This window comes from Kitasatospora sp. NPDC053308 (assembly GCF_055585785.1).
Window position 1 is genome coordinate 548908 of record NZ_JBVJJY010000001.1, and the last position, 18626, is coordinate 567533.

Here is an 18626-nt window from a genome sequence, read left to right on the forward strand (position 1 = left end):
ACGCAGCACGTAGGCTCGGCGGTGACGTACGACTCACCGCAGACAGCCGTGACAGCAAGGAGAGAGCCGTGTTCCCCGGTGGTGGCCAGCCCAACATGCAGCAGCTGCTGAAGCAGGCGCAGAAGATGCAGCAGGATCTCGCGAAGGCCCAGCAGGAGCTGGCCGAGACGAAGGTGTCCGGTACGGCGGGCGGCGGCCTGGTCGAGGCGACGGTGACCGGCGCCGGTGAGCTGGTGGCGCTGACCATCGCCCCGGCCGCCGTCGACCCGGAGGACACCGAGACCCTGGCCGACCTGATCCTGGCGGCGGTCCGGGACGCGAACCAGACCGCGCAGAAGATGCAGGCCGAGCGCATGGGCCCGCTGACCCAGGGCCTGGGCGGCGGCATCCCCGGCCTGCCGTTCTGAGCCTGAGCCCGCCGTTCTGAGCCTGAGCCCGCCGTTCTGAGCCTGAGGCCGCCGTTCTGAGCCCGCTGTTCCGAGCCTGAGCCCGCCGTTCTGAGTTCTGCGGTTCCCGGGGTTCCGGGCCGTGCGGTACCGGGCCCCGCGGCCCGGGCGGCTCCGTGCCGAGCACGTCGTGCCGGGCCGGGTGCGCTGAGCGACGGGGCCCGGAGAGGGTCTGAAGTTCAGACGACAGACCCATGTGATTTATGTGGGAGTCGGGCGTCGGGCGCTGTGTCCGACGCCCGATTCGTTGGATGATGGCACCGGGCACCACCGACCATCCGAAGGAAGGCGCGACGTTGTACGAGGGCGTGGTTCAGGACCTGATCGACGAACTGGGCAGGCTGCCCGGCGTCGGGCCCAAGAGCGCCCAGCGGATCGCCTTCCACGTGCTGCAGGCCGACCCGGTCGACGTGCGCCGGCTCGCCCACGCGCTGCTGGAGGTCAAGGACAAGGTCCGCTTCTGCGTGGTCTGCGGCAACGTCGCGGAGGCCGAGCAGTGCCGGGTCTGCCTGGACCCGCGCCGCGACCTCGCCGTCATCTGCGTGGTCGAGGAGCCCAAGGACGTCGTCGCCATCGAGCGCACCCGTGAGTTCCGCGGCCGCTACCACGTGCTGGGCGGCGCGATCAGCCCCATCGAGGGCGTCGGCCCGGACGACCTGCGCATCCGCGAGCTGCTCTCGCGCCTCGCGGACGGCACGGTCACCGAGCTGATCCTGGCCACCGACCCCAATCTGGAGGGGGAGGCGACCGCCACCTACCTGGCCCGGCTCTGCAAGCCGATGGGCCTGAAGGTGACCCGTCTGGCGAGCGGCCTGCCCGTCGGCGGGGATCTGGAGTACGCGGACGAGGTCACCCTCGGCCGCGCCTTCGAAGGGAGACGACTGCTCGATGTCTGACCGGACGATCAACCAGCAGCACACCCACGCGCACGGCTCGGAGCCCGACGACTTCGCCGTGCAGATCGCCGACTCGGTGGAGAGCTTCGTGCTCGCCGTCACCGAGGTCGCCAAGGGCGACGAGCCGGGCAGCGCGGTCTCGCTGCTGCTCTTGGAGGTCTCGCAGCTGCTGCTGGCCGGAGGCCGGCTGGGTGCCATCGAGGACGTCGTCCCGGAGGACCGCTTCGAGCCCGACGCCGGTCCCGAGCCGGACGGCGAGCAGCTGCGCGAGCGGCTGGCCGAGCTGCTCGCGCCGATCGACGTCTACCACGAGGTCTTCGACCCGTACGGCCCCCCGGAGAAGCCCAACGCCTTCCGGATCTCGGACGACCTGGCCGGTGTGGTCAGCGAGCTGCAGCACGGGCTGACGCACTACCGCGAGGGCCGGGTCAGCGAGGCGCTGTGGTGGTGGCAGTTCTCCTACCTGTCCAACTGGGGCACGACCTGCAGCGCGGTGCTGCGGGCGCTGCAGTCGCTGATCGCGCACGTCCGGCTGGACAGCCCGATCGGCGCGGTGCCGGACGGCGCGGACACCGACGACGACGGGCTCACCGACGAGCAGCTGGAGCAGCAGGCCGGCGACCTGATGGCGGCCGAGCTGGGGCTGCAGCGGTAGGTCTGCGGCGGGTCCACGGCGGCACGCCCACGTCGAGGTGCCGCCGGCGCGGTGCGGCGGCGCCACCGAGTGTGACGAAGGCCTCAGGGATCCGCCCGGAAGGGAAATCCCACCGGATCGCCGTCCGCCGGTCCGCGGATTCTTCGGGCCCGCACCGCATTGCCCGCAGACCTGCCGGTGGGGCCCTCCGTCCTGCCGGTCACCTGGTGAAACGGGCGTCTCATCATATGGAAAGCGCCGGTCAGGGCACCCCTGCTCGGTAGACTGGCGCGGACCGCACACCCCCTCCACCCGGGGGTACCGGGGGCTCGGGCCCCCGGAAGACGACACGAGTCGAGGAGCGCACGTGGGCCTTGTCGTGCAGAAGTACGGCGGCTCATCCGTTGCGGATGCCGAGGGCATCAAGCGCGTGGCCCGCCGGATCGTTGATGCCAAGAAGGCCGGCCATGAGGTCGTCGTCGTGGTGTCCGCGATGGGCGACACGACGGACGAGCTCATCGAACTCGCCGAGCAGGTGTCTCCCCTGCCTGCCGGCCGTGAGTTCGACATGCTGCTGACCGCCGGAGAGCGCATCTCCATGGCGCTGCTGGCCATGGCGATCAAATCCCTGGGTCACGAGGCCCAGTCCTTCACGGGCAGCCAGGCCGGCGTCATCACCGACTCCGTCCACAACAAGGCGCGCATCATCGACGTCACGCCCGGCCGCATCCGCACCGCCCTGGACGAGGGCAACATCGCGATCGTGGCCGGCTTCCAGGGGGTGTCCCAGAGCAGCAAGGACATCACCACCCTGGGCCGCGGCGGCTCGGACACCACCGCCGTCGCCCTCGCCGCCGCCCTCAAGGCCGAGGTCTGCGAGATCTACACCGACGTGGACGGCGTGTTCACCGCCGACCCGCGCGTGGTGAAGAAGGCCCGCAAGATCGACTGGATCGCCTACGAGGACATGCTGGAGCTCGCGTCCTCCGGCTCCAAGGTGCTGCTCGACCGCTGTGTGGAGTACGCCCGCCGCTACAACATCCCGATTCACGTACGCTCGTCCTTCTCGGGTCTCCCCGGGACGATCGTCAGCAACGACAACCCGAACCAGCCCGAAGGGGGCGAGATGGAGCAGGCCATCATCTCCGGAGTCGCCCACGACACCTCCGAGGCCAAGGTCACCGTCGTCGGCGTGCCCGACAAGCCCGGTGAGGCGGCCCGCATCTTCCGCGCCATCGCCGACGCCGAGGTCAACATCGACATGGTGGTGCAGAACGTCTCCGCCGCGTCCACCGGCCTGACCGACATCTCCTTCACCCTGCCCAAGACCGAGGGCCAGAAGGCCATCGACGCGCTCGGCCGGGTCAAGGACGGCATCGGCTACGAGTCGCTGCGCTACGACGACGCGATCGGCAAGATCTCCCTGGTCGGCGCCGGCATGCGCTCCAACCCGGGCGTCACCGCGACCTTCTTCGAGGCGCTGTCGGCCGCCGGCGTCAACATCGAGCTGATCTCCACCTCGGAGATCCGCATCTCGGTCGTCACCCGCGCCGAGGACGTGCCGGAGGCCGTCCGCGCCGTGCACAGCGCCTTCGGCCTGGACAGCGAGACGGACGAGGCCGTCGTCTACGGCGGCACCGGGCGATGACCCGGCGGCGGAGCGGAGGCACCCGGCGATGACCCGGGAGCCGAGCCGGGACACCGGGCGATGACCCGGCGGCCCGACCTCGCCGTCGTCGGCGCCACCGGCGCGGTCGGCGAGGTGCTGCTCGGCCTGCTCTCGCTCCGTCAGGACGTCTGGGGCGAAGTCCGACTCGTCGCCTCCCCGCGCTCGGCCGGCCGCAAGGCGATCGTGCGCGGCGAGGCCGTCGAGGTCCTCCCGCTGAGCGAGGAGGCGTTCGAGGGCGTCGACGTCGCCGTGTTCGCCGTCCCCGACGAGGTCGCCGCCCAGTGGGCGCCGATCGCGGCCGCCAAGGGCGTCGTGGTCGTCGACGACTCGGCCGCCTTCCGCACCGCCGAGGACGTGCCCCTGGTCGTCCCCGAGATCAACGCGGCCGCGCTGCGGATCCGCCCGCGCGGCATCGTCGCCAGCCCGGCCAGCACCACCCTCGCGATGATCGCGGCCGTCGGCGCGCTGCACGCCGAGTACGGGCTCAGCCAGCTCGTGGTCGCCTCCTACCAGGCCGCCGACGGCGAGGGCCGGGACGGCGAAGCGGCGCTGCGCGAGCAGACCGCGCTCGTCGCGGGCACCGACGTCGGCCGGCAGACCGGCGACCTGCGCGCGACCATCGCCGACCACGGGCCGTTCGCCGCACCGCTCGCGCTCAACGCCGTGCCGTGGACCGGCGGGCTGCGCGAGGGCGGCTGGGCCGCCGAGGAGATGGCCATCCGCGACGAGTCCCGCAAGATCCTCGGCCTGCCCGCGCTGAAGGTCTCCGCGACCTGCGTCCACATCCCCGTCGTCCGCACCCACGCGCTGGCCGTGCACGCCCGCTTCGAGCGCGAGGTCACCCAGGAGCACGCGCAGGACATCCTGCGGGACGCCCCCGGCGTGGTCCTCTACGACGACCCGGCGGCGGGCGAGTTCCCCACCCCGAACGACGTGGTCGGCACCGACCCGGTCTGGGTCGGGCGGGTCCGCCGGGCCCTCGACGAGCCGGACGCGCTGGACCTCTTCCTGTGCGGGGACAACCTGCGCAAGGGAGCGGCGCTCAACCTGCTCCAGATCGCGGAGCTGGTGGCGGGCGAGCTGACGGCCTGCTAGGGCCGAGGAGCGGGGCGGTGCGGTCCTGACGTGTGTTCCGATCTGCCCGGTTCTGTCCGCACCTGCGTTCATACCTGTGTCCGCTCCTCGACACAATCTGTCCGGAATCCCGAGGTAATCCCCTGGAGGGCCCTTCCGCCCATGCGGAAGAATGGGCCCCGGGCTGGGCAACCATGACAGGGGATCGAGTGTCCAACGGGCGTGGCGGACGTGATGGTGGGGGCGAGGGCGGGCATTCCGGCGAGGGCCGTGGTGTCGTTCCCCTCGCGCGCCCCGAGGCCTGCGAGTAGGCCGGAAGACGACCATATGACGGCGGCCGCACGCGGTGCGGCGGACTCCGGTGCCGGTACCGACGCGGGTACCAGCGAGGACCTGCTCACCGAGACCTACCAGGCGCACTACCGCTCGCTGCTGCGGCTCGCCGCGCTGCTCCTCGACGACCTCTCGACCTGTGAGGACGTCGTCCAGGAGGCGTTCATCCGGGTGCACGCCGCCCGGCGCCGGGTGCGCGAACCCGAGAAGACCCTGGCCTACCTGCGACAGACCGTCGTCAACCTCTCCCGCTCCACGCTCCGCCGGCGGATCCTCGGGCTGAGACTGCTGCAGAAGCCCATGCCTGACATGGCCAGTGCAGAAGAAGGTGCCTACGATGCCCTGGAGCGCGACCAGTTGAAGGCCGCGCTGCGGGGTCTGCAACGCCGTCAGCGGGAGGTTCTGGTGCTGCGTTACTTCGTGGACATGACGGAGGCGCAGGTCGCCGACACCCTGGGCATCTCACTCGGCTCGGTGAAGGCCTACGGCTCGCGCGGACTCGCCGCCCTGCGCGCCCAGATGGAGGCCGGTCATGGCTGAGGCTGACGGCGCCCGGCGCGCGGTGGACGGCCCGGGCGGCGCGGGCGCGGGCGGCCTGGGGGGCGTACACGGCGCGGGCGGCCCGGCCGGTGACGGCGGGCGCGCGGTGGCGTGGGGGCTGTCGAACCTATCGGAGCAGTCGGACCTGTCGGAGCTGTCGGGGGCGTCCCGGCTGTCCACCGACGAACGGGTGGTGCGGGAGCTGATGCACCACGCCGTCGCCGGGATCCAGCCCTCGGCCGGCGGACTGTCCCGGATCCGCAGCGCCGTACCCCGTCGACGAGCCGCCCGACGGGGCGCCTGGACCGGTGCGGCCGCCCTCGCCTTCGCCGTCGCCATCGCCCTGCCGGTGCTGCACGAAGGGGAGCACCTCGGACTCTCCGGCGGCCCCGGCTCGGCCGACGCCAAGAGCCCCGCCGCCACCTCCCCCAGCGGTAGCGCCATCGGCACCAGCGGTCCCGGCAGCGCCCGGCCCACCGGCCTCACCGGCACCGGGGACGCCCCGCCCGCCGCCGGTCCGGCCGCCACCTCGCACACCCCCGGCACCGGAGCCCCGCGCACCGACGGCGCCGTCACGCCCACCGGCACCTCCGGAGCCGGCGACGGCGGCATCGTCCCGCTCTGCACCCGCACCGACCTCGGCGGCGGCATCGCCCAAGTCGGTACGGCCGACGCGGCCGGACGCATCTACGGCTCGTTCACCGTCTACAACGTCTCCGGGCACAGCTGCCGCCTCGGCGGGCCCGGCGCGGTCGCCGTCACAGGCGTCAGCGGCGGCGACCGCAACCGCGTCCGCACCGCCGACCACGCGCCGGGCGACCCGGCCGGCGGCCTCACCGCGATGGACGCGGAGCCGCCGGTCCTCGGCCCGCAGAGCGGGTACCGGGTGCCGTTCGCCTGGATCCCCGACCAGAGCTGCACCGACCCCGGCGGCGCCACCAGCGCACCCACCGGCGTCAACCAGGCGTCCCTGACCTCCCAGGCCCCCGTCTCCTCCGGCGTCCCGGCCTCGGGCGCCACCGGCGCCCCCAGCGTCAACCCCCGGGCCACCTCCTCCCCCTCGGCCGGGCCCACCTCGGCCCCCAGCCCCACCGCAACGCCGACCGCCAACCCCACCACCTCCGCCGCCACCGCCACCATCGCCCACACCCCCGCCCCGGGCAGCCCGACGGCGGCCACCGCGATCCTGCCGGTGGCGTGCAGCGGGACGCTGTACCGCGGTGGGGTGCAGGCGGTGGGCGGGTCGGGGGCGGTGGTGTCGGGTTCGCCTTCGGCGGGGTGAGGGGTGGTCGGTGGGACGGGGGCCGCCGCTGCGGGGGCTCCGGCGCGGTGGGCGCCGCCGGCCGGGAGGGACCGGTAGGACCGGGCCCGGGGGCGGGGCGGGTGTGAGGACTGGTTACCGTGGGGGGTGTGTACCGGTTCCTCCTGACTCCGCGATGGCTGGGCGGCACCGCTGTGGCCGTGGCGGCCGTGGCGGTGTGCGTGTGGCTGGGCTCCTGGCAGCTCGGCCGGTTCGAGGACCGGGTGTCCACGCACCAGGAGACCGAGAAGGCGATCACCGCTTCGGGTGATGTGCGGCCGATCGACGCGCTGCTCGGTCCGGCGACCCCGCAGGTGACCACCGAGACGGTCGGCAAGCCCGTCACGGTGACCGGCAGCTACGACACCGAGCACCAGCTGCTCGTGCCCAACCGGGTCGTGGACGGCAAGCAGGGTTACTACGTGCTCACGCCGCTGCGCACCGCCGACGGGCACGCCGTCGCCGTGGTGCGTGGCTGGGCGCCCGGGGCACCGGCCGCGGGGGCGGCCGCCGCGCCGCCGCCGGGCGGGCAGGTGACGGTGACCGGGCGGCTGCAGGCCAACGAGGCCGTGGGTGCCAACGGTGCGGTGGCCGGCGGGCTCCCGGCCGGGCAGCTCGGCATGATCAACCGGGCCTCGCTGCTGAACGTGCTGGAGTACGACGGCTGGTACGACGGCTGGGTGGCCGCCGACCAGGCGCCCGCCGGGCTGACGCCCGTGCCGACCGTGCAGCCCCAGGGCGGGGACGGTCTCACCCTGCGCGCGTTCCAGAACCTGGGCTACACCCTGGAGTGGTTCGTCTTCGCGGGCTTCGTCGTCTTCATGTGGTACCGCCTGCTGCGCCGTGAGGCGGAGGCGGAGCAGGACCGGGCCCTGGGACTGGACCCGGTCCTGGACTGAGCGGGGGCCGACCGCTCAGCGCTTGGTCGGCACCGGTGCGGGGACCGGAGCCCCGGCCGTCGGCATCACCGGCGGCACCCCCGGGGGCGGGAGTGCCGGGATCGGCAGCCCCGGCGTCGGCAGCCGCGGTGCCGGGGCCTGCGGTGGGAACGGCGGCTGAGTCGGCGCCGTCGGGCTGACGGGCACCGGCGTCGGGTTGCCCGGGCAGTGGCCGTGGCCGCCGCTGCCGACGGTGTCGTCCGAGGCGTAGTGGTCGATGTGGTGGTGCACGGTGCGGCCGTTCTTCGAGCCCTTGGACCCGGAGCCCGACGAGCCCTTGGAGCCGCTCGACCCCTTCGATCCCTTCGAGCCCTTGGCGAGCTGGACGGTGCCGTCGCCGTCGGGCGGCTGGTACGCAGCCAGGGCGGCGGCCGCTCCGGCCCCGGACGCTCCCGGCCCGACCGCGCTCGCCTTGGTCGCCGTCGCCGTCGCCGTCGCCGCCAGCGGGGAGGCGGGGACGGGCGGGGCCGCGGGTGCGGTGGTGGGCGGGGCCGGTACGGCCGGCTTGGCGGCCGTGGGGCTCGGGGCCGGCGGGCCGGCCGGGGGCGGGCAGGAGGCGTTCTCGCCGCGCGACCCCGAGCAGCCGGTGAGCACCAGGGCGCCGGCCACCACCGCCCCGGCGAGTATGAGCCCGCGTCTCACACCGACTCCCCGGCGCCGTGGGCGGCGGTCGCGTCGTCGGAGGCGGTGTCGTCGGAGGCGGCGGGCAGGTGTCGGCGGACGAAGTCGATCTCCAGTCGCAGCTGCTTGATCCGCTCCTCGACGACCAGCGAGCCGTGCCCGGCGTCGTACCGGTACACCTCGTGCGGCTTGCCGAGCTGTTCCAGCCGCTCGACGTAGTTCTCGATCTGCCGGATCGGGCAGCGCGGGTCGTTGACCCCGGCGCTGATGTACACCGGCACCCGCACCTGCTCGACGTACGTCAGCGGCGAGGAGGCGGTGTAGCGGTCCGGGACCTCTTCCGGGGTGCCGCCGAAGAGCGTGCGGTCCAGCGACTTGAGCGCCTCCATCTCGTCGGCGTACGCGGTGTGGTAGTCCGCGACCGGCACGGCGGCGAGGCCGAGTGCCCAGGCGTCGGGCTGGACGCCGAGGCCGAGCAGCGTCAGGTAGCCGCCCCAGCTGCCGCCGGCGAGCACCAGCCGGCGCGGGTCGGCGAGGCCGCTGGCGACCGCCCACTCCCGGACCGCCGCGATGTCCTCCAGTTCGATCAGGCCGACCCGCTCGTGCAGGGCGTCCGTCCAGGCCTGGCCGTAGCCGGTCGAGCCGCGGTAGTTGACCCGGACCACCGCGAAGCCGTGGTCCAGCCAGGCGGCCGGGCCGGCGGCGAAGGAGTCGCTGTCGTGGTGGGTCGGCCCGCCGTGGATCTCGAACACGGTCGGGAGGGGGCCGTCCTCGGGGCCGGTGCCGGCCGGACGCTGCACGAGCGCGTGCACCCGCCCGCCGGGTCCGTCCACCCAGACGTCCTCGACCGGGACCGACCCCGGCGGCACCGGGCCGGGCGCCCGCAGCACGACCGTCCCGGCGGTCGACCGGACGGCGGACGGCTCGGCGGCGGAGGACCACAGGTACTCGACGGTGCCGTCCGGGCGGGCGGTGGCGCCGCTGACCGTGCCGCGCGGGGTCTCCAGGCGGACGAGCCGGCCGTCGGCTAGCGCGTACGTGAATAGCTCGCTGCGCGCCTCGTACTCGTGCTCCACCAGCAGTTCCTCGGCGCCGGGCCGCCACTGCGCGGAGACGTCGCCGGGCAGCTCGCGGCCCTGCTCGTCGCGCAGCTCCAGCGGGGTCTCGGCGCCGGTGGCGACGTCCCAGACCATCGGCTCCCAGCGGCCGGTGCGCTGGTGGGCGACCAGCAGGCGGGTGTCGCCCGCGACCGGGGCGAAGCCGAGGCAGGCGACGCCGCGCGGCTCGTCCCGGCCGGTGACCTCGTCCAGCTCGGCGACGGTCTCGACGGTGCCGGCCGCGGTGATGCGGACCACGCGGATCGCGGAGTGCATCGCGTCGCCGTGCTCGGTGTGGTCGATGGCGAGCAGCGTGCCGTCGTGGCTGAGGTCCCCGACGCCGCCGTACTCCGCGTGCCGGTAGATCTCGACCGGCGCGGTGCCGGGCCGGCACAGGTGCAGGGTGGTGCCGTCCTCGTCGGTCGAACGGCCGACGACCACGGTGCCGTCGCGGCCGAGGGCCAGACCGGCCGAGTAGGAGGGGGCGAGGCCGGGCACGGCCTCCTCGTCGGGCCCGCCCGCGAACGGCTGGCGGCGCCAGATGCCGAACTCGTCACCGTCGTGGTCGTCGAACCACCAGATCCAGGCGCCGTCCGGGGACAGCTCGGCATCGGTGGTGCCGTTCGGGCGGTCGGTGACCCGGCGGTGGGTGCCGGTGGCGCGGTCCCAGGCGTAGACCTCGTAGGTGCCGGTCGCGTTGGACACGTACAACGCCCGGTCGGGGGCTTCCTCCGCCCAGTCGGGCAGCCCCACCCGGGCCGCCCTGAACCGCTGCTCCCACGCCGGAACGGCGCTCTTCTCCTCGCTCATCCGACCATCCAACCCGATCGGGGGGAGGGAATGGAACGGGCGGGTGGGCCCGAGGCCACCCGCCCGGTGGTTCGGGGGCGTGCGGGAGGGAGTGCGGCGGTCGGTGCCCGCCGGTGCCCGCCCGGGTTGGTGGGCCCTGGCGCGGTGCGAGGGGGCGCGGTGCGCGGGCGCGGTGCGAGGGGGCGCGGGCGCGGTGTGCGGGGGCTCGGTGCGAGAGGGCGCGGTGCGCGGGCGCGGGGGCTCGGTGCGGGGGACGGCCGTCGGATGGGGCGTCAGTTCCCGCGGGGCAGCAGGCGGACCAGGGCCACCAGGACCAGCTCCAGCGCGGCCAGCACCAGGACGCTGCGGCCGAAGGCGGCGGTCGGGTCGCCGGCGCCGTAGTAGACGAGGCCGATCAGTGCGATCCCGAGCGCCCCGCCGACCTGCTGCACGGTGGACACCACCCCGGCGGCGGAGCCCGCCAGCCGAGGCTCGACGCCCGCCAGGACGACGGCGGTCACCGGGGCGATCACCAGGCCCATGCCGAGGCCGTCCACGAACAGCCCGGGGACCAGCCACCAGACGCTGCCGTGCGCGGCGCTGTTCGCGGTGCTGAGCACGACGTCGTGGGCGGCGCCGTGCACGGTGCCGGTCGCGCTGCCGTACGCGGCGAGGGCGAGCATGGCCAGCCCGGCGGCCATCAGCAGCCCGCCGACGGTGATCGTGCGGCGGCCGCCGAGCCGGGCGGTGACCCGGTGGGTGGTGTTGGAGGTGATCAGGTAGCCGAGGCCGATCGCGGTGAAGACCAGCCCGGCGCCGAGCGCGTCCAGGCCTCGGCCGAACTGCAGGTGCAGGGCGAGCACCAGGAAGAAGGAACCCTGGCCGAGCCAGAAGGCGAGTTGGGCGAGCACACCGGCGCTGAAGGCGCGGCTGCGAAAGAGGCGGGTGTCGACCAGAGCCGTGCCGGCGCCCCCGCTCCGGTGCGTGGTGGTGAGGTGCTGGTGCGCGGCGAAGGCGGCGAGCAGGACGACGGAGGCGCCGAGGCAGAGGGCGGTCCACAGCGGCCAGCCCAGCGGGGGCCCCTGGATCAGCGGCAGCACCAAGGCGGTCAGCGCGGTGGTGACCAGCAGCACCCCGACCGGGTCCAGGCCGGGCCGCTGGGCGGCGCGGGACTCCGGCAGGCAGCGGCGGACCATCACGAGGGCGGCCAGGCCGATCGGCAGGTTGATCAGGAAACAGCTGCGCCAGCCGAGCCCGAAGAGGTCCGCGCGGATCAGCAGACCGCCGATCAGCTGGCCGAACACCGCGCCGACGCCCATCGTCAGCCCGTACCGGGCGAAGGCCCGGGCCTGCGCCGGGCCGCTGAACGCGGTCCGCAGGATCGCCAGCACCTGCGGTCCCATCAGTGCCGCCGCCAGGCCCTGCACCACCCGGGCGCCGACCAGCGCGGCGGCGGTCGGGGCGAGGCCGCAGCCCGCCGAGGCGAGGGTGAACAGGGCCAGGCCCAGTCCGAACACCCGGCGGCGGCCGTAGCGGTCGCCGAGGCGGCCGGCGGTGACCAGACCGGCCGCCAGGGCCAGGCTGAAGCCGGCCATCACCCACTGGACGGCGGCCGGGCCGGCGCCGAGGTCGCCCTGGAGGGAGGGGAGGGCGACGTTGACGACGAAGATGTCGAGGGCGGTCATGAAGGTGGCGGTCAGGACGACCGGGAGCAGGCCCTTGGGGGGCGGGCCGGCTTCCGGTGTGGGGTGCGGTGATCCTTCCGGCGTGGCGCGCGGTGCGGCTTTCGGCGCGGGTGCGGGGGCGGGTGCGGGGGCGGGCGCCGGTGCGGGCACGGGTGCAGGCGCGGTCGGCGTCGGGCGGCGGGCGTTCAGGGCGGTGTCCATCTCGGGCTCTCCTCCGGGGGCGTCGGTGGATCGGGGCGTCGGTGGATCGGCGCGGGGCGGGGAGGGCCGGGGAGGGGCGGGCCGCGGGCCGTGGGGGAGGGCCCGCCCCTCGGCGGCCGGGGCCGGGCCCTCAGGCGCCCGGCACGCGGTCGAGGAAGCCGTACACCGCGCCGATCCGGCCGTCCGGGGTGGCCGTCAGCACGTCGAAGCCGATCACCACCGGCTCGGCGCCGGCCGGTCCGAGGTTCCAGGTGAAGCGGGCGATGTCGTGGTGCGCGTCCACCGGGCCGAGGGTGAACTCCAGCCCCGGGAAATGGGCCTGGGCCGCGCCGATCAGCGCGTCGATCGCGTCCCGGCCGGCGACCGCGGCCAGCGGGTCGGTGTAGCGGCCGTCCTCGGCCCACACCTCGTCGATCAGCTTGCGGCGGGCCGCCGGGTCGGTCTCGTTCCACACCGCGAGGTAGCGCTCGGCGAGCTGCTGCAGGGCGGCGGTGGTGATCTCGGTCATCGTCATCTCCCGTGTTCCGGTGGGTGGTCGGCCGGTCGTTCCCGGTGCTCACCACGGTAGGGACGGGCCGTCGACGGCGAATCCGTCACGTATAGGCATGCGGGTACGTAGGTGTCGGACGGGGCGCCGCCGCCCCACGGCGGGGAGATCCGCGCCGGGTGGCGCGGACCGGATGAGTAGGGTCGGGGGCATGCTGTACGGGAGGGAAGACGAACAGGCCGCCGTCGACGGACTGTTGGAGGCGGCACGGGCCGGTCGCAGTGGAGTCCTGCTGCTCCGGGGCGAGGCCGGCATCGGCAAGACCGCGCTGCTGGACGACGCCGTCGCGCGGGCCGGGGAGACCTTCCGGGTGATCCGGGCGACGGGCGTCGAGTACGAGGCGGAACTGCCGTACGCCGGACTGAGCCTGCTGCTCGCGCCCGGACTGGACCGGCTGGACGCCCTGCCCGGGCCGCAACGACGCGCCCTGGAGGCCGCCTTCGGACTCGCCGACGACGGGGACGCCCCCGGCCGGCCGGCGGACCGGTTGCTGGTCGGGCTCGCCACACTCGCCCTGCTCGCCGAACTCGCCGCCGAAAAGCCGCTGTTGTGCGTACTGGACGACCTGCAGTGGCTGGACCGGGCCTCATTGGACGCGCTTCTGCTGGCCGCCCGGCGGTTCCAGGCCGAAGGGGTGGCCCTACTGCTCGCCGCCCGCACCGGCGCCGGCGCGGCGGACGTCACGGCGGAACGCGGGCTCGGCCTCCCCACGCTGGAGGTGACCGCCCTGGCCGAGGCCGACGCCACCCGGCTGCTGACCCGGCGGACCGGCCCCGACCTGCCCGCCGCCGTCCGTGACCGGCTGCTCGCCGAGGCCGCCGGCAACCCGCTCGCGCTCACCGAACTCCCCGTCACCGCCGGGTCGCAGGCGCACCAGCGGGGCGGCCCGCCCCCGGACGGCCTGCCGCTCACCAGCCGGCTGCTGATCGCCTTCCACGGCCAGGTCACCGGCCTGCCCGGGGCCACCCAGACCCTGCTGCTGGTCGCCGCCGCCGAGGAACGCGGCGAACTCGACGTCGTCCTGCCCGCCGCGGCCGCGCTGGGCGTCACCGCCGAACACCTCGCCCCCGCCGAGGAGTCGGGTCTGGTGACGGTGACCGCCGACCGTCGGATCGCCTTCCGGCACCCCCTGCTGCGCTCGGCCATCCTCCAACGCGCGCCGCACCACCAGAAGTCGGGCGTCCACCGGGCCGTGGCCGGGGCGCTGCCGGACGGCGACCGCCGCACCTGGCACCTCGCCCTCGCCGCCACCGCCCCCGACGCCGAGCTCGCCGACGCCCTGGAACGCGCCGCCGTCCGCGCCGAGCGGCACGGCGGACGCGGCGGCGCCGCCGCGTACGAGCGCGCCGCCCGACTCACCCCGGACCGCGACGCCGCCACCCGTCGACTCGTCCTGGCCGCCGAAGCCGCCACCGAGGAGGGCGAGTTGGCCAGGGCCGAGGCGCTCGCCGACGAGGCCGCAGCCCGTACCGACAGCGTGCTGGCGCACGCCCTGCTCGACCAGGTCCGGGCCACCGCGCACTTCTGGCGCGGCTCGTACCCGACCGCCTACCGGCTGCTGCTCGACGCCGCCGGCACCGGCATCGACCCGTCGCACGCCGCCCGGATGCTCTTCCAGGCCTTCCACACCGCCTGGTACGCGGGGGAGGAGCCGGTGGTCGCCGTCCTCGACCGCCTCGCCGCCCTCCCGCTCGCCGACGGCCACCCCCTCGCCCCGCTCGCCCGCCACCTGCCTGCCGCCGTCCTCCCCGCCCTCGGCCGACCTGCGGGCGCACCGCTGCCGCCCGTCCGGGAGACCGCCGAGGCCGCCCGACGGGCCGGGGCCGAAAGCCCCGTCGACCTGGTCCAGCTGTGCGGCGCCACCCTCGTGCTCGGCCGCGACGAGGAGACCGCCGAACTCGGCGCGGAACTCGTCGCCGAAGCCCGCGCCAAGGGCACCGTCGGCGTGATGCCCACCCTGCAGTTCTTCCTCGCCGAGGCCGAACTGTTCCACGGCCGCCACCGCGACGCCGAGCTCACCGCCACCGAGGCCCTCGGACTCGCCCGCGACACCGGCCAGCACCAGTGGGTCAGCCAACTCACCGCGCTGCTCGCCTACCTGGCCGCCCTCGACGGTCGCACCGACCGGTGCGCCGAACTCGCCGCCACCGCCCTCGCCACCACCGGCCCGCAGACCGCCGCCCCCGCCGCCGGCCTCCCCTGGGCCCAGTGGGCCCTCGCCCTGCTCGACCTCGGCCAGGGCCGTGCCGGCGACGCCGCCGACCGCCTGCACACCCTCACCACCGGCCCGCACCGGCACCACGTCAGCGCCACCCGGGCCGTGCCCGACCTCGTCGAGGCCGCCGTCCGCCTCGGCACCCCCGAACGCGCCGCCGAACCGTACGAACGCTTCGCCCGCTGGGCCGCCGCCGCCGACCGCCCGTGGGCCGAAGCCCTCCGACTGCGCTGCCAGGCCCTGCTCGGCCCCGACGAACTCGCCGAAGCCGCCTACCGCGCCGCCCTCGCCCGCCACGAACCCGGCCACCGCCCCTTCGAACAGGCCCGCACCGCCCTCCTCTACGGCGAATGGCTGCGCCGCACCCGCCGCCGCACCGACGCCCGACCCCACCTGCGCGCCGCCCTGGAAACCTTCGACCGCCTCGGCGCCCACCCCTGGGCCACCCGCGCCCGCACCGAACTCTCCGCCACCGGCACCCCCGCCCCGGACCCCACGGGTCCCCCGCAGTCCCCGCTCACCTCCCAGGAACTCCAGATCGCCCGGCTCGCCGCCCAGGGCCTCACCAACCGCGACATCGCGGCCCAGCTCTTCCTGAGCCCCCGCACCGTCGCCCACCACCTCTACAAGGCCTACCCGAAGCTCAACATCACCTCCCGCACCGAACTCGCCACGGTCCTCTGAGGACGGGTGCGGCCCGGGGCACAGCCGAGCGCTTGTCGGCGGGGGCCCCGGGCCGGTTCGGCCCCGGTCGTCGGCATCGCCGTCGGCCGAGGGCTGCGGAGCGCCGCCCGAGGGGGCCGAGGATGGTGCGGGGTGACCGGGTGACGGGGGTCACGGCCGGTGCGCCGGGGGCGGATACAACGTCAGAGGGCCCATCGGATCTCTCCGATGGGCCCTCTGCACTGGGTCGGGGTGGCGGGATTTGAACCCACGGCCTCTTCGTCCCGAACGAAGCGCGCTACCAAGCTGCGCCACACCCCGGTCTTGCGGTTTGTCGCTCCGTCTCCGTCGCAACGAGTAGAACTCTACCGGACGCTCGCCGAGACACGAAATCCGGTTTCGGGCGGGCGTCCGGCGGGGGTCAGCGGGGGGCGGGGGTGAGGGTGAGGAGGGTGGCTTCGGGGGGGCAGGCGAAGCGGACGGGGGTGTAGCGGTTGGTGCCGCAGCCGGCGGAGACGTGGAGGTAGGAGCGGCGGCCGCCGGCGGTGTGGGTGGAGAGGCCCTTCACGCGGCGGGTGTCGATGTCGCAGTTGGTGACGAGGGCGCCGTAGAAGGGGATGCAGAGCTGGCCGCCGTGGGTGTGGCCGGCGAGGATCAGCGGGTAGCGGTCGGCGGTGAAGGCGTCGAGGACGCGCAGGTAGGGGGCGTGGACGACGGCGAGGGAGAGGTCGGCGTCGGCGGAGGGGCCGCCGGAGACCTCGCTGTAGCGGTCGCGGCGGATGTGCGGGTCGTCGAGGCCGGTGAACTCGAGGTCGAGGCCGTTCAGGGTGAGGCGGCCGCGGGTGTTGGTGAGGTCGAGCCAGCCGGCCGCGTCGAAGCCGTCGCGGAGCTTCTCCCAGGGGTTGTGGACGGCGCCGGTGATGCCGCGCCGGGCGGTGCCGTCCGGGTTGTTCATGCCGTGGACGCCGCTGCGCATGGCCTGGAGGTAGCGGGCCGGGTTCTTGCGGGCGGGGCCGTAGTAGTCGTTGGAGCCGAAGACGTAGACGCCCGGGAACTCCATGAGCGGTCCGAGCGCGTCGAGGGTGGCCGGGACGCCCAGCGGGTCGGAGAGGTTGTCGCCGGTGTTGACCACGAGGTCGGGGCGCAGGCCGGCCAGGCTCTTCAGCCAGCGCTGCTTCTTGCCCTGGCCGCTCACCATGTGGATGTCGGACACCTGCAGGATCCGGAGGGGCCGGGCGCCGCGGGGGAGGACGGGGACCTCGACCCGGCGGAGGCGGAAGGCCCGCACCTCGTACCCGGCGGAGTAGGCGAGGCAGGCGGCGCCGGCGGCGGCGAAGCCGAGGGGAACGGAGTACAGCGGTCGCATCAGCCCATGCTCTCAGACGGTCGATCAGCTGGCGCACGCCCGGCGTGGCCGGGGCCGCCGGCGCCGGGGCCAGGGACAGCGCCGGGGCCGGAGCCGTGCCCGGGGAAGGCCGGTGGCGCGGGGCGGGGCTCGCGGCGGGCGCGCAGGGCGCGGACCTTGTGGCGGTTGCCGCAGCGTTCCATGGAGCACCAGCGGCGTCGGCCCGGCCGGGAGGTGTCGACGAAGAGCAGCCGGCAGTCGTGCGCGCCGCACTCGCGGACCCGGTCGGCGTAGGGGCTGGTGAGCAGCGCGATGGCGTCCCGGGCGAGGGTGGAGACCAGCTGGGAGCCGTCGGCGGGCAGCGGGGCGGCCGCGGTGCCGTCCGGGGCGATCCGGGGGACCAGCGGGGGGTGCTCGGCGGCCCGGTTGAGGACGGCGTAGTCCTCGGCCCCGCCCGGTTCGCCGTGGGCGCGGGCGGCGGCGAGGCGCCAGAGGGCGTCGCGCAGGGTACGGGCGGCGGCCAGCTCGGGGGCGGTGATCCGGACGGCGTCGGCGGGCAGTCGCAGGCTGGAGCGGGGGAGCCAGGCGGCGAGGTCGGCGGGCCGGTGGAGGACCTCGTAGCGGGTGTACGGGCCCGGGCCGCCGGTGGTGAGCAGTTCGAGGCAGGTGGCGCCGGGGTCGAAGTGGAAGCTGGTGCCCGCGGGGGTGGTGAGGAGCACCCCGGGCGGGGTCGGGGTGCGGTCGGCTCCGCCGCTTGCGTTGGCTCCGTCGGTCATGGGGCCAAGGGTAGGCACGACCGGTTTGACCGGTTTGACCGGTTACGGCCGGAACGGGGGAACGCGGGGTGCCCGCGGGCACGCGCGGTCGCCGGTCGACGGCCCTCGGCACGGCATACTCGGTCACCTGCGCAACCGCAGGGGATACCCGGTGGAAACCTGGTTGAGAGCACCCACAGCCGAAGGATAAGAAGAGGAAATGACAACGCTCAAGGAGCAGCTGCAGGAAGACCTCACGGCTGCCATCAGGGACCGGGACGAGCTGCGCGCTTCCACCATCCGGCTCACGCTGTCCGCCGTCACCAGCGAGGAGGTGGCGGGCAAGCAGAAGCGCGAGCTGTCCGACGCCGACGTGCTGAAGGTGATCGGCCGCGAGGCGAAGAAGCGCCGGGAGGCCGCCGAGGCCTTCGACGCGGCGGGTCGCACCGACCAGGCCGCCCGGGAGCGGGCCGAGGGCGAGCTGCTCGCCGGCTACCTCCCCAAGCAGCTCTCCGACGAGGAGCTGGCCCGGATCGTCGCGGACGCCGTCGCCGAGAGCGGCGCGACCGGCCCGCAGGCGATGGGCGCCGTCATGAAGCTGGTCAAGCCCAAGGTGGACGGTCTGGCGGAGGGCGGCCGGGTCGCCGCCGCCGTCAAGGCCGCGCTGTCCTGACCGCCGCCGGCGACGAGCCGACCGGGCACCCGCGCGCCGGCCGGGACCGAGTGGCCCGGTAGCGCCCTCGGGTGCCTTCCCGGCCCCGACGGCCCGTCACCCCGGCAGCACGCCGAGACCCCGGCAGCACGCCGAGACCCCGGCAGCACGCCGAAGGGGCGTCCTCCGAACCGGAGGACGCCCCTTCGTCATCGTGCGCGGGCTC

General features: G+C 74.9%; 16 protein-coding genes and 1 tRNA gene. 10 read left to right on the forward strand and 7 right to left on the reverse strand.

Annotated features, from left to right (window positions below):
* Positions 1-68 precede the first annotated feature (68 nt).
* The 8 genes from ACZ6Y7_RS02530 to ACZ6Y7_RS02565 all read left to right on the forward strand — a co-directional run bounded on the left by ACZ6Y7_RS02530 (position 69) and on the right by ACZ6Y7_RS02565 (position 7791).
* Positions 69-407: a YbaB/EbfC family nucleoid-associated protein gene (locus ACZ6Y7_RS02530; RefSeq protein WP_402220194.1), complete on the forward strand. Its 339-nt coding sequence runs from the start codon at positions 69-71 to the stop codon at positions 405-407.
* Positions 408-742: 335 nt separating this feature from the next.
* Positions 743-1342 (forward strand): recombination mediator RecR, encoded by a 600-nt coding sequence (recR, locus tag ACZ6Y7_RS02535; RefSeq protein ID WP_329927284.1) that lies wholly within the window; start codon positions 743-745, stop codon positions 1340-1342.
* A complete protein-coding gene (locus ACZ6Y7_RS02540; protein ID WP_402220195.1) occupies positions 1335-1997 on the forward strand; it encodes a DUF5063 domain-containing protein in 663 nt (220 codons plus the stop codon). Before recR ends, ACZ6Y7_RS02540 begins: the two co-directional genes overlap by 8 nt.
* A gap of 346 nt (positions 1998-2343) precedes the next feature.
* Positions 2344-3624 carry an aspartate kinase gene (locus tag ACZ6Y7_RS02545; RefSeq protein WP_402220197.1) on the forward strand — a complete coding sequence of 427 codons (1281 nt, stop codon included), beginning with the start codon at positions 2344-2346 and terminating at the stop codon, positions 3622-3624.
* A gap of 60 nt (positions 3625-3684) precedes the next feature.
* Complete coding sequence (locus ACZ6Y7_RS02550) at positions 3685-4740, forward strand: aspartate-semialdehyde dehydrogenase (protein ID WP_465756013.1); 1056 nt, start codon at positions 3685-3687, stop codon at positions 4738-4740.
* A 306-nt stretch (positions 4741-5046) separates the two neighbouring features.
* Entirely contained in the window at positions 5047-5592 is a 546-nt protein-coding gene (locus ACZ6Y7_RS02555; RefSeq protein WP_465756014.1) for a SigE family RNA polymerase sigma factor, read from the forward strand.
* Positions 5585-6874, forward strand: coding sequence for a hypothetical protein (locus ACZ6Y7_RS02560; protein WP_465756015.1), 1290 nt, complete (start codon positions 5585-5587; stop codon positions 6872-6874). Before ACZ6Y7_RS02555 ends, ACZ6Y7_RS02560 begins: the two co-directional genes overlap by 8 nt.
* A 128-nt stretch (positions 6875-7002) precedes the next feature.
* Positions 7003-7791, forward strand: coding sequence for an SURF1 family protein (locus ACZ6Y7_RS02565; protein ID WP_465756016.1), 789 nt, complete (start codon positions 7003-7005; stop codon positions 7789-7791).
* Between the two features lie 15 nt (positions 7792-7806).
* Here the strand turns inward: ACZ6Y7_RS02565 and ACZ6Y7_RS02570 are convergent, their stop codons facing one another.
* The 4 genes from ACZ6Y7_RS02570 to ACZ6Y7_RS02585 form a co-directional block, all read right to left on the reverse strand.
* On the reverse strand, positions 7807-8472 hold the full coding sequence (locus ACZ6Y7_RS02570) for a hypothetical protein (RefSeq protein WP_465756017.1): 666 nt from the start codon (positions 8470-8472) through the stop codon (positions 7807-7809).
* Entirely contained in the window at positions 8469-10358 is a 1890-nt protein-coding gene (locus ACZ6Y7_RS02575; protein ID WP_465756018.1) for a S9 family peptidase, read from the reverse strand. The genes ACZ6Y7_RS02570 and ACZ6Y7_RS02575 overlap by 4 nt, the downstream gene beginning before the upstream one ends.
* A gap of 272 nt (positions 10359-10630) precedes the next feature.
* Positions 10631-12223, reverse strand: a complete 1593-nt coding sequence (locus tag ACZ6Y7_RS02580) for an MFS transporter (RefSeq protein WP_465756019.1) — start codon at positions 12221-12223, stop codon at positions 10631-10633.
* 130 nt (positions 12224-12353) lie between these two features.
* Complete coding sequence (locus tag ACZ6Y7_RS02585) at positions 12354-12731, reverse strand: nuclear transport factor 2 family protein (protein ID WP_465756020.1); 378 nt, start codon at positions 12729-12731, stop codon at positions 12354-12356.
* Positions 12732-12921: 190 nt separating this feature from the next.
* Here ACZ6Y7_RS02585 and ACZ6Y7_RS02590 point away from each other — a divergent pair, with 190 nt between their 5' ends.
* Positions 12922-15669, forward strand: coding sequence for a helix-turn-helix transcriptional regulator (locus ACZ6Y7_RS02590; protein ID WP_465756021.1), 2748 nt, complete (start codon positions 12922-12924; stop codon positions 15667-15669).
* 226 nt (positions 15670-15895) lie between these two features.
* On the opposite strand, the gene ACZ6Y7_RS02595 is transcribed toward ACZ6Y7_RS02590, so the two are convergent.
* The 3 genes from ACZ6Y7_RS02595 to ACZ6Y7_RS02605 all read right to left on the reverse strand — a co-directional run bounded on the left by ACZ6Y7_RS02595 (position 15896) and on the right by ACZ6Y7_RS02605 (position 17769).
* Positions 15896-15969 (reverse strand) — tRNA-Pro (locus ACZ6Y7_RS02595).
* Between the two features lie 100 nt (positions 15970-16069).
* A complete protein-coding gene (locus ACZ6Y7_RS02600) occupies positions 16070-17014 on the reverse strand; it encodes a metallophosphoesterase (RefSeq protein ID WP_465756022.1) in 945 nt (314 codons plus the stop codon).
* Positions 17014-17769, reverse strand: coding sequence for a CGNR zinc finger domain-containing protein (locus ACZ6Y7_RS02605; protein WP_465756023.1), 756 nt, complete (start codon positions 17767-17769; stop codon positions 17014-17016). The genes ACZ6Y7_RS02600 and ACZ6Y7_RS02605 overlap by 1 nt, the downstream gene beginning before the upstream one ends.
* Positions 17770-17968: 199 nt before the next feature.
* On the opposite strand from ACZ6Y7_RS02605, the gene ACZ6Y7_RS02610 reads away from it, so the two are divergent.
* Positions 17969-18421 carry a GatB/YqeY domain-containing protein gene (locus tag ACZ6Y7_RS02610; protein WP_465756024.1) on the forward strand — a complete coding sequence of 151 codons (453 nt, stop codon included), beginning with the start codon at positions 17969-17971 and terminating at the stop codon, positions 18419-18421.
* The last annotated feature ends 205 nt before the right edge of the window (positions 18422-18626 follow it).

What these genes read in the sequence shown, in the direction of transcription:
- ACZ6Y7_RS02540 (WP_402220195.1), top strand. Translation starts at nt 1,335, where the DNA reads ATGTCTGACCGGACGATCAACCAGCAGCACACCCACGCGCACGGCTCG.
- ACZ6Y7_RS02550 (WP_465756013.1), top strand. Translation starts at nt 3,685, where the DNA reads ATGACCCGGCGGCCCGACCTCGCCGTCGTCGGCGCCACCGGCGCGGTC.
- ACZ6Y7_RS02555 (WP_465756014.1), top strand. Translation starts at nt 5,047, where the DNA reads ATGACGGCGGCCGCACGCGGTGCGGCGGACTCCGGTGCCGGTACCGAC.
- ACZ6Y7_RS02560 (WP_465756015.1), top strand. Translation starts at nt 5,585, where the DNA reads ATGGCTGAGGCTGACGGCGCCCGGCGCGCGGTGGACGGCCCGGGCGGC.
- ACZ6Y7_RS02575 (WP_465756018.1), bottom strand. Translation starts at nt 10,358, where the DNA reads ATGAGCGAGGAGAAGAGCGCCGTTCCGGCGTGGGAGCAGCGGTTCAGG.
- ACZ6Y7_RS02580 (WP_465756019.1), bottom strand. Translation starts at nt 12,223, where the DNA reads ATGGACACCGCCCTGAACGCCCGCCGCCCGACGCCGACCGCGCCTGCA.
- ACZ6Y7_RS02585 (WP_465756020.1), bottom strand. Translation starts at nt 12,731, where the DNA reads ATGACCGAGATCACCACCGCCGCCCTGCAGCAGCTCGCCGAGCGCTAC.
- ACZ6Y7_RS02590 (WP_465756021.1), top strand. Translation starts at nt 12,922, where the DNA reads ATGCTGTACGGGAGGGAAGACGAACAGGCCGCCGTCGACGGACTGTTG.
- ACZ6Y7_RS02600 (WP_465756022.1), bottom strand. Translation starts at nt 17,014, where the DNA reads ATGCGACCGCTGTACTCCGTTCCCCTCGGCTTCGCCGCCGCCGGCGCC.
- ACZ6Y7_RS02605 (WP_465756023.1), bottom strand. Translation starts at nt 17,769, where the DNA reads ATGACCGACGGAGCCAACGCAAGCGGCGGAGCCGACCGCACCCCGACC.
- ACZ6Y7_RS02610 (WP_465756024.1), top strand. Translation starts at nt 17,969, where the DNA reads ATGACAACGCTCAAGGAGCAGCTGCAGGAAGACCTCACGGCTGCCATC.